This is a genomic window from Pseudomonas sp. CM25 (assembly GCF_013179705.1).
Taxonomy (GTDB): Bacteria; Pseudomonadota; Gammaproteobacteria; order Pseudomonadales; family Pseudomonadaceae; genus Aquipseudomonas.
This window is the reverse complement of sequence record NZ_JABMCW010000251.1, coordinates 1-8277: the sequence shown is the minus strand read 5'-3', so window position 1 is coordinate 8277 and position 8277 is coordinate 1. Positions and strand designations below refer to the sequence as shown.

The window sequence follows — 8277 nt, the reverse complement described above, 5'->3', positions numbered from 1 at the left end:
TGGCGAAGCGGAACAGGGCGTGTTCATTCAGCCGACCATCGTCGACAACGTTGGCCGTGACAACAAGCTGTTCATCGAGGAAATCTTTGGCCCGGTGCTGAGCGTGACCAGCTTCGAGACCATCGACGAGGCGATCGAACTGGCCAACGATACCGTCTACGGCCTGGCTGCCTCGGCCTACACCGGCAGCCTGCGCAATGCGCTGCGCCTGTCGCGTGAAATCCGCGCGGGCGTGGTCACGGTCAACTGCTTCGGCGAAGGTGATGTCACCACGCCGTTCGGTGGCTACAAAGAGTCTGGTTTCGGTGGGCGCGACAAGTCGATCTGGGCCCACGACCAGTACACGGAGCTGAAGACCATCTGGATCAACGCTTCGTGATCCGAGCAAGACCGGTGCTGTTCTGACGGAGCTCAGCACCTGGCCGCTTTTGTGGTGGCTGTGCGGGCCTCATCGCCGGCAAGCCAGCTCCCACAGGTACCCGCAGTCTTCACGGCCTGCGCACTTCCTGTGGGAGCTGGCTTGCCGGCGATGAGGCCGGTACAGGCACTGCAAGTGCGCCCTTTTTCTTTACTTGAACTTAGGCCCCGAACGGGTATTCAACCCTTTGGCCAAACGGTCATACAGCACCACATTCACCGTCGCCGCCAGGTTCATGCAACCTTCGGTCGGGATATAGATGGTCTCTTCACACCACGCCCGCACATCCTCGCTCAACGACCCATCCTCCGGCCCGAAGATATAGATGGCCCGGTCCGGGTGAGTGTATTCGGGCAGCGGCCGCGCGCCCTCCACCAGCTCTACCGCTACCGGTGTGCACCCCAGCGGGATGATGCGCTGCAGGTCGTCGATGCCGATCAGGGGAATGTCGTAGTGCACGCGCTTGGTGTCGGTGACGAAGTCACGGGCGCGTTCGTAGCGTTTGCCGGTATAGAACACCGAATTGACGCCATAGCAGCCAGCGGCGCGCATCACCGAGCCGACGTTTTCGGCAGACTTGGGGTTGAACAGGCCGATGCAGCTGTATCGTTTGTTTGCCACGTACCGGGGCCCTTCGCGAAAAAAGCGCGATTATACGGGCTGCCCGGTAGCAGCGGGGGGCGAATCGATGGTCAGTCTTTCTTCATCATCCCGGCCAGCGCGGCAAACGGGTTGTGGGTGGCCTTGGCAATGCTCGGGGTGCTGAGCGAGCCATCGCTGAAGTACTGCTGGTCGGTGTAGCGCGAGTGCTCGTTGTCGTGGCAGTACAGGCACAGCAGCTCCCAGTTGGAGCCGTCCTGCGGGTTGTTGTCGTGGTTGTGGTCACGGTGGTGCACGGTCAGCTCGCTCAGGCGCTTGCCGGCGAATTCACGGGCACAGCGGCCGCAGACGTGCGGGTACATTCTCAGGGCCTTGTCGCGGTAGCCCATTTCCTTGTCGCGCTTGGCATCGGCCAGGATGCGGTCCAGGCGCGCGGTGGCGGCGGCGGAAGAGGTGGCGCTCATGGTGTTTCCTTTGTTCTGATCAGGCAGATGACGGTTATGGCATTGAGTCTAGCGCGCTTGCCGGGCAGGCGGACAGGCGAAAGCTTCGATTTAGGCGTAGCCTGTAGGAAGGTTCCCGACAGGAGGTTGCTGATGTTTCACGCGATCCTCGCCGCGCTGGTTGTGGCTGGCCTGCCCTTGGCTGAAGCCGCCAGTACACCCCCCCGGCTGACCACGCCGGTGCCGGGTGCACCGGGTACGCCAACGCCCACGCCTTACCCGCAGATAACCCCGAGCACACCGCCCAAGGCCTATGACAGCCAGCCGGGGGCACCGTTGTTGCCACCGATGCCGGTGCCCGGGCCGCCGAAGGACCAGCCATTGCCGGGGATCCGGCCAGAGCCTGCGAAGCCGGCGGGGCAGGATGATTGAACAACTCCGGTCGACACCAGCCCCCTGTGGGAGCGGGTTCACCCGCGAACACGGGCGAAGCCCGTGCCATCCTCCGCGGAGCCTTTTTCGCGGGTAAACCCGCTCCCACAGGGACGGCGCACGGGCTCAACTGTAAATTTTACGCCACACCCAGCTCGCCAAACACGAACGCATACTCCAGGGCCACATCCTTCAACCCCTGATACCGCCCGCTCATTCCGCCATGCCCGGCGCCCATCTCGGTCTTGAGCAGCAGCAGGTTGCTGTCGGTCTTGCGCGTGCGTAGCCGTGCCACCCACTTGGCCGCTTCCCAGTACTGCACGCGGCTGTCGTTGTAACCCGCCACCACCAGCATCGCCGGGTAGGCCTGCGCCATCACGTTTTCATAGGGGGCGTAGGCCTTGATTCGCTCGTACACCTGCGGCTCTTGAGGGTTGCCCCATTCGTCGTACTCGGTCACGGTCAGCGGCAGCTCGGGGTCGAGCATGGTGTTGAGCACGTCGACGAACGGTACTTCGGCAATCGCACAACGGAACAGCTCGGGACGCAGGTTCAGCACCGCGCCGATCAGCAGGCCCCCGGCGCTGCCGCCACTGATGGCCAGGCGTTCGGCAGCGGTCACGCCTTCGGCGATCAGGTGCTCGGCGCAGGCAATGAAGTCGCTGAAGGTGTTGTGCTTGTGCTCCTGCTTGCCAGCGCGGTACCACGCCTCGCCCAGTTCGCCGCCGCCGCGCACATGGGCGATGGCAAAGGCCACGCCGCGTTCCAGCAGGCTCAGGCGGGCATGCGAGAACCACGGGTCCAGGCTCTCGCCGTAGGCACCGTAGCCATACAGGTAAAGCGGCACGGTCTGGCCAAGGTCCTGGCGGCGGCGCACCAGGCTGATCGGCACCTGGGTACCGTCCGCCGCAGTGGCCCACACGCGCTCGCTGACATAGTCATCGGCATCGAATGCACCTAGCACCGGGGTTTGCTTGAGCACAGCCTGCTCGCCGCTGGCGAGTTCCAGCTGGCGTACCTGCGCCGGGCGGTTGAGTGCCTCGTAGCGCAGGCGGATGCGCGTGCTGGCGAACTCCAGGCTGTCCTGCACGTACAGGCTGTAGGCGGCGTCTGGTAGCTCGACGCGGTAGGCCGGCAGGCCCTGCGGGCGCACGTCGATGATCGGCAGGCCGCCCTCGCGCAGGCTCAGGGTCAGGGCGCCGGCATTCAGGCTGAGGCCTTCGAGCATGATCGCGTCGCGGTGCGGCACCAACACCTGCCATTGCTCACGGCGTGGTACCGGCGAGACCTGGGCGTGGTACAAGGCGAAGTTGATGCCGTCCTGGTTGGTGCGGATGAACCAGCGCCACTCGCCATCGAGCTGGCCGTGGTCGGGGAAGTATTCGTGGCCTTCGACCCGCGGCGCCAGGCAGGTGAACGGCGCCTGCGCGGTTTCGGCGTCCAGCACCCAGGCCTCGCTGGTGGTCTTGCTGTTCAGCAGCAAGACCAGCTGGCGTTCGGAGCTGGTGCGGTAGCAGTGCAGGAAGAAGCGCCCGTCAGGCTCTTCGAACACGGTTTGGGCGTTGTCGCTGCCCAGCGTGTGGCGACGCAGGCGCCAGGGCCGGTGGGTGTCGTCCAGCTCGGCGAAAAACAGTGTCTGGCTGTCGTTGGCCCAGGTCAGGCTGCCGTCGCAGTCGTCGAAGGGCAGGGTGGTGACGCTGCCGCTGGCCAGGTCCTTGACGTACAGGGTGTAGATTTCATCGCCACTGGTGTCGAGGCTGTAGGCCAGCAGGCGATGGTCGGGGCTGACATTGAACGCGCCCAGCGACAGGAAGCCGCCGTTGGCCAGGGCATTGGGGTCGAGCAGCAGTTGCTCGCGGCTTTCATCGACGGTGTTCGAATCGTCGGCCGGGCGCGGGCAGCGGTAGTGGCGCGGGTACTCGTCACCCGCGGTGGTGCGGGTGTAGTACAGGTAGGGGCCCCACGGTGCCGGCAGCGACAGGTCGGTTTCGAGGATGCGGCCTTTGATTTCTTCGAACAATTGCTCGCGCAAGGGCGCCTGCTCGGCCAGGCAGGCCTCCTGGTAGGCGTTTTCGGCCTGCAGGTAGGCGAGCACCTCGGGCGTGTCGCGCTGTTGCAGCCAGGCATAGGGGTCGGCGGCCTGGGCCTGGTGGGCGATTGGGGGTTGGGGCTTGGTTGGCATTGAGGATCTCTTGATTGGGGTTGCCTGTGCCGGCCGCTTCGCTGCGGTACAGGCAAACACTGTGTGCGCCCGGAAAAGTGTTTATCATAGGCATCTCTTTGCCTGGCTTGCACGAACACCATGACCGAGAACGACTACACCCTCGCCTGGGGCCTCTATGCTGTCGCCGCCCTGGGCTGCCTGCTGGTTGGCTTCAAGCTCACCGGCTGGATGTGGCGCTGGCTGCGCGAACCGCTGCGGGTGGTACTGGCCGTGCTGCTGCTGACCCCGACCATCGTCGACCCGGTGAAGGAAAGCTTCGCCCCGGCCATCGCCATCACTGCTTTGGATGTCGCCTTCAAGGTTGGCAACAACGCCTGGCGCGCCGTTTCCGACTTCGCCATGTACGGTTTGATCGCGTTCGGCCTGTATCTGCTTTTCGTATTGCTGCGCTGGCCGCTGGAAAAGCGCGCCCGCGAGCGCCGCGCCCAGGCCGAAGCCGCCGCCCAGCGCGAGGTGGCCGAGGATGACCAGCTCGGCACCCAGGCCCCGCTGGCCGCCGAGCGCCACGACCGTTACCGTGACAACCCGCCCCCAGCCGCCCCGCGCGGCGGTGGCCGGGTCGAGCCCCGTCTGTAAGCGGAGACACGCCATGTGCGAACTGCTGGGCATGAGTGCCAACGTCCCGACCGACATCGTCTTCAGTTTCACCGGGCTGATGCAGCGCGGTGGCCGTACCGGTCCGCACCGTGACGGCTGGGGCATCGGCTTCTACGAAGGCCGTGGCCTGCGCCTGTTCCAGGACCCGGCGGCGAGCAGCGAGTCGGAAGTGGCCAACCTGGTGCAGCGTTACCCGATAAAAAGCCAAGTGGTCATCGGCCATATCCGCCAGGCCAACGTCGGCAAGGTCTGCCTGTCCAACACCCACCCCTTCGTGCGGGAAATGTGGGGCCGCAACTGGTGCTTCGCGCACAACGGCCAGTTGGGCGACTTCAAGGGCGAGGTCAGCTTCTACCGGCCGGTGGGCGACACCGACAGCGAAGCTGCCTTCTGCGACCTGCTCAACCGCATCCGCAGCGCCTTCCCCGAACCCGTACCGGTGGAACAGTTGCTGCCGGTGCTGGTCGAAGCCTGTGCCGGCTACCGTGGCCGGGGCGTGTTCAACTGCATGCTCAGCGATGGCGACTGGCTGTTCTGCTTCTGCTCGACCAAGCTGGTGCACATCACCCGACGTGCACCGTTTGGCGCAGCGCGGTTGAAGGATGTCGACCTGATCGTCGATTTCCATACCGAAACCACCCCCAATGACGTGGTCACGGTGATCGCCACCGAGGCCCTGACCGAGAACGAGACCTGGCAGCGCTACGAGCCGGGTCAATGGGCCTTGTGGCGGCACGGCGAGTGCACAGCGCACGGCCAGAGCTAAGGACGCTGCATGTTCAGAAGTTACCTGCGGTTGCTGCTGTTCACCTTCGGCCTGCTGGCCGGTATCCAGGTCCCGGGGTTGGTCAAGGACTACAGCCAGCGCGTCGAAGCGCACCTGTTCGAGTCGCGCGAAGCGCTGGATGGCTTCCGCCAGACCGCCGAACGCTTCTTCGACGGCGACCTGCAGGCGCTGCTGCGGCATTACCGCAGCAGCGACGACCCGGTGTTCAACAGTGATGCCAACAGCATCGAAAGCCTGATGATCCGCAACGAACTGCTGGAAAACGAATGGCAGGCGCTGCAAGGGCCCTGGGCACAGCGGACCTGGCATGTGCTGGTGCAGGCCGACCCGCAGTTGCGTGAAGAAACGCTCAATAGCTACAGCTATCAGATTCTGCTGGTGCCCGAGGCGGTTGGCTGGGGGATGGGTGCAGGGTTTGTTCTGGCGTTCCTGGTCGAGAGCCTGTTGCTGGGGATTGGCTGGGTGATCCTTGGCGGGCGGCGTGGGGCGGTCAAAGAGAGCTGGCGCTGACGTTCGCCTTGAGCAATACAGTGCTTGGGATATCGAGCGCCGCCCGCGCGGCGCATCGCGGATGAATCCGCTCCTACATTTGTTGCAACGTGCCGAACCTGTTGCGCCATGGTCGCCTGCTTTGGCGCATGACATGAACTCGGGACACATTTGCAAACCATATCGTCCGAGCACCAATTGCAGGCAATTCTAGGCTGAAACGTGAATCGACAATTCATGGATGACCGTCATGCTCAGCCCGAAAGGCTGCCTGCTGCGCCGCCGTAGGTGCTCAGAACCGGGCAGGCTCTGTGCTCACTACAGTCACTCAGAACCGCCACCCGTTGTTCGACAATTTCCAGCGCGCCCGCATCGTGATTCGCCATCTGCGCATGGCAGAGCAGGAGAACAGCTGCCATTCACTGGCCTGGGTTGTCATGCCTGACCATGTACATTGGCTGATCGAGCTGAAAGAAATAACTCTGAGCACACTGATGCGTCGCTTCAAAGCGAGGTCAAGCCACTGCTTGCGAAAGTCTGGAGCCCTCACGGTCCCCGTCTGGCAAGCCGGTTATCACGACCGCGCTCTGCGCAGGGAAGAAGATGCAGTCAAGGCCGCCAGGTACAGCATTGCCAACCCATTAAGAGCAGGATTGGTGACCAGAATCGGTGACTATCCCCATTGGGATGCGATCTGGATCTGATCCCAAAGACTGACAACCATGGCCTGACAGGTGCGGCACGTTGCAACAAGGAGCGGATTCATCCGCGATGCGCCGCGCGGGCGGCGCTCGATCTCACAGGCGCGGAAAACCTAGCGGCGAACAGCTACGAAGCCAACACAATCCGTCGCCCCCCCACATCCCGCGCATACCGCTCCAGCACCTGCCGGCAGACCCCGACCACCTCATCCACCAGCGCCACCCCGGTTTGCCAGGCCACCACCAGCTCCAGGCTCGGCGGGGGTTGCAGCCCCGTCAGTAACACCAGCTCACCCCGGCCCAGCTCACCGTCCACCAGCGCCGGCGGCAGCGCACCAATGCCAAACCCGTCGCGCAGCAGCCGCGTAATCGCCGCTACGGAATTCACGCAGTTCAGTCGCGGCGCCTCGGCTCCCGCGCCCTGCAGCAGGCTCAGCACCTCCTGGTGCGGCCGAGAGTTCTTCGAGAAGGTGATGATGCGCTCACGGCCAAGCTCGGCCAGCGATGCATAGTCGCGGTGCTGGTGCGAACCGGCCGCCACCACCCAGCCCATCGGGTAACGTGCCAGGTCCAGGCTGCGGATCGACTGCTCGCGCAGCAGGTCGGTCTGCAGGATCACATCGAGAAAGCCCTTTTGCAGCTGCTCGCGCAGGTTCAGCGCAGTGTCGGCCACCAGTTCGATCTCCACCTGCGGGTAGCGCTCGGTCAGCTCGGCCACCAGCGCGCTCATCCAGGTGTGGATCACCGTGTCCATCACCCCGATGCGGATGCGTCCAAGCTTGGCCCGGTCACTGTCCAGCGACTGCTTCATGGCTTTGGCGGTTTCCAGCATGCGCTCGGCATATTCCAGCACCTTGCCGCCCTCCGGGGTCAGGCTGACGCCGCGGGAATCGCGCAGCAGCAGCTTCACGCCCAGGTCAGCCTCCAGCGCGGCGATGCGGCTGGACACCGAGGCCTGGGTGGTGAACAGCTTTTCTGCGGTCAGGCGGAAGCTCTTGAGCCGGGCGACCCAGACGAAGGTTTCGAGGAAGCGAAGGTTCATGATCAGTTTTTCTTGTTCCAGACCGGCGGTTTTTCTCGTTGGACGCAGGCGACACGGCCTCTGAACAATGACGCCCAGGCCGCGACCCTCAAGTCGCCTATAAAACAATACCAACAAGCCGAGGCAAGCATGAACCCCACCGGCGTGCAGCAGCAGGTCAGTTCCCCCTCTTCGTCCGGGCCATTCGCCTGGTATCGCGATATCGACTCACAACAACGGCGCACCTTCTGGAGCTGCAAGATCGGCTATGGCCTGGACGGCATGGACACGCAGATGCTCAGCTTCGTCATCCCCACGCTGATCATGCTGTGGGGCATCACCACCACCGAGGCCGGGTTGATCCACACCAGCACGCTGATCGCCTCGGCCGTGGGTGGCTGGGTGGCAGGCATTCTTTCCGACCGTATCGGCCGGGTGCGTACCCTGCAGTTGACGGTACTGTGGTTCGCCTTTTTCACCTTCCTTTGCGGCTTTGCGCAAAACTACGAACAATTGCTGATCGCCCGTACCCTGATGGGTTTCGGCTTTGGCGGTGAGTGGACCG

At 63.9% G+C, this 8277-nt stretch carries 10 protein-coding genes and 1 pseudogene; 7 read left to right on the top strand and 4 right to left on the bottom strand.

Annotation, left to right across the window (positions count from 1 at the left end; genetic code table 11):
• Nucleotides 1-379: aldehyde dehydrogenase family protein (locus tag HP546_RS21825; protein ID WP_172229344.1), on the top strand; the 379-nt coding region annotated here is incomplete at its 5' end.
• A 189-nt stretch (nt 380-568) separates the two neighbouring features.
• Here HP546_RS21825 and HP546_RS21820 read toward each other — a convergent pair.
• Both HP546_RS21820 and HP546_RS21815 read right to left on the bottom strand, forming a co-directional pair.
• On the bottom strand, nt 569-1039 hold the full coding sequence (locus HP546_RS21820) for an RNA methyltransferase (protein WP_172229342.1): 471 nt from the start codon (nt 1037-1039) through the stop codon (nt 569-571).
• A 71-nt stretch (nt 1040-1110) separates the two neighbouring features.
• On the bottom strand, nt 1111-1482 hold the full coding sequence (locus tag HP546_RS21815) for a YajD family HNH nuclease (RefSeq protein WP_172229340.1): 372 nt from the start codon (nt 1480-1482) through the stop codon (nt 1111-1113).
• Nucleotides 1483-1614: 132 nt separating this feature from the next.
• Between HP546_RS21815 and HP546_RS21810 the strand changes: the two genes are divergently transcribed.
• Entirely contained in the window at nt 1615-1893 is a 279-nt protein-coding gene (locus HP546_RS21810; RefSeq protein ID WP_172229338.1) for a hypothetical protein, read from the top strand.
• A gap of 139 nt (nt 1894-2032) precedes the next feature.
• Here HP546_RS21810 and HP546_RS21805 read toward each other — a convergent pair whose 3' ends face one another.
• Nucleotides 2033-4075 carry a S9 family peptidase gene (locus tag HP546_RS21805; RefSeq protein WP_172229336.1) on the bottom strand — a complete coding sequence of 681 codons (2043 nt, stop codon included), beginning with the start codon at nt 4073-4075 and terminating at the stop codon, nt 2033-2035.
• A 120-nt stretch (nt 4076-4195) separates the two neighbouring features.
• Between HP546_RS21805 and HP546_RS21800 the strand changes: the two genes are divergently transcribed.
• The 4 genes and pseudogenes from HP546_RS21800 (at nt 4196) to HP546_RS21785 (ending at nt 6694) form a co-directional block, all read left to right on the top strand.
• Complete coding sequence (locus tag HP546_RS21800) at nt 4196-4693, top strand: MFS transporter (RefSeq protein WP_172229334.1); 498 nt, start codon at nt 4196-4198, stop codon at nt 4691-4693.
• A 13-nt stretch (nt 4694-4706) separates the two neighbouring features.
• Nucleotides 4707-5480, top strand: a complete 774-nt coding sequence (locus HP546_RS21795) for a class II glutamine amidotransferase (protein ID WP_172229332.1) — start codon at nt 4707-4709, stop codon at nt 5478-5480.
• A gap of 9 nt (nt 5481-5489) precedes the next feature.
• On the top strand, nt 5490-6011 hold the full coding sequence (locus tag HP546_RS21790; protein ID WP_172229330.1) for a DUF2937 family protein: 522 nt from the start codon (nt 5490-5492) through the stop codon (nt 6009-6011).
• A gap of 229 nt (nt 6012-6240) precedes the next feature.
• Nucleotides 6241-6694 (top strand): annotated as a pseudogene (locus HP546_RS21785) (transposase).
• Between the two features lie 124 nt (nt 6695-6818).
• Here the strand turns inward: HP546_RS21785 and HP546_RS21780 are convergent.
• Nucleotides 6819-7733 carry a LysR family transcriptional regulator gene (locus tag HP546_RS21780; RefSeq protein ID WP_172229328.1) on the bottom strand — a complete coding sequence of 305 codons (915 nt, stop codon included), beginning with the start codon at nt 7731-7733 and terminating at the stop codon, nt 6819-6821.
• 129 nt (nt 7734-7862) lie between these two features.
• On the opposite strand from HP546_RS21780, the gene HP546_RS21775 reads away from it, so the two are divergent.
• On the top strand, nt 7863-8277 hold a 415-nt coding region (locus HP546_RS21775; RefSeq protein WP_172229326.1), incomplete at its 3' end, for an MFS transporter.

Excerpts from the sequence above, each read along its gene's own strand:
- HP546_RS21810 (WP_172229338.1), top strand. The coding sequence starts at position 1,615 with ATGTTTCACGCGATCCTCGCCGCGCTGGTTGTGGCTGGCCTGCCCTTG.
- HP546_RS21790 (WP_172229330.1), top strand. The coding sequence starts at position 5,490 with ATGTTCAGAAGTTACCTGCGGTTGCTGCTGTTCACCTTCGGCCTGCTG.
- HP546_RS21780 (WP_172229328.1), bottom strand. The coding sequence starts at position 7,733 with ATGAACCTTCGCTTCCTCGAAACCTTCGTCTGGGTCGCCCGGCTCAAG.
- HP546_RS21805 (WP_172229336.1), bottom strand. The coding sequence starts at position 4,075 with ATGCCAACCAAGCCCCAACCCCCAATCGCCCACCAGGCCCAGGCCGCC.
- HP546_RS21795 (WP_172229332.1), top strand. The coding sequence starts at position 4,707 with ATGTGCGAACTGCTGGGCATGAGTGCCAACGTCCCGACCGACATCGTC.
- HP546_RS21800 (WP_172229334.1), top strand. The coding sequence starts at position 4,196 with ATGACCGAGAACGACTACACCCTCGCCTGGGGCCTCTATGCTGTCGCC.
- HP546_RS21815 (WP_172229340.1), bottom strand. The coding sequence starts at position 1,482 with ATGAGCGCCACCTCTTCCGCCGCCGCCACCGCGCGCCTGGACCGCATC.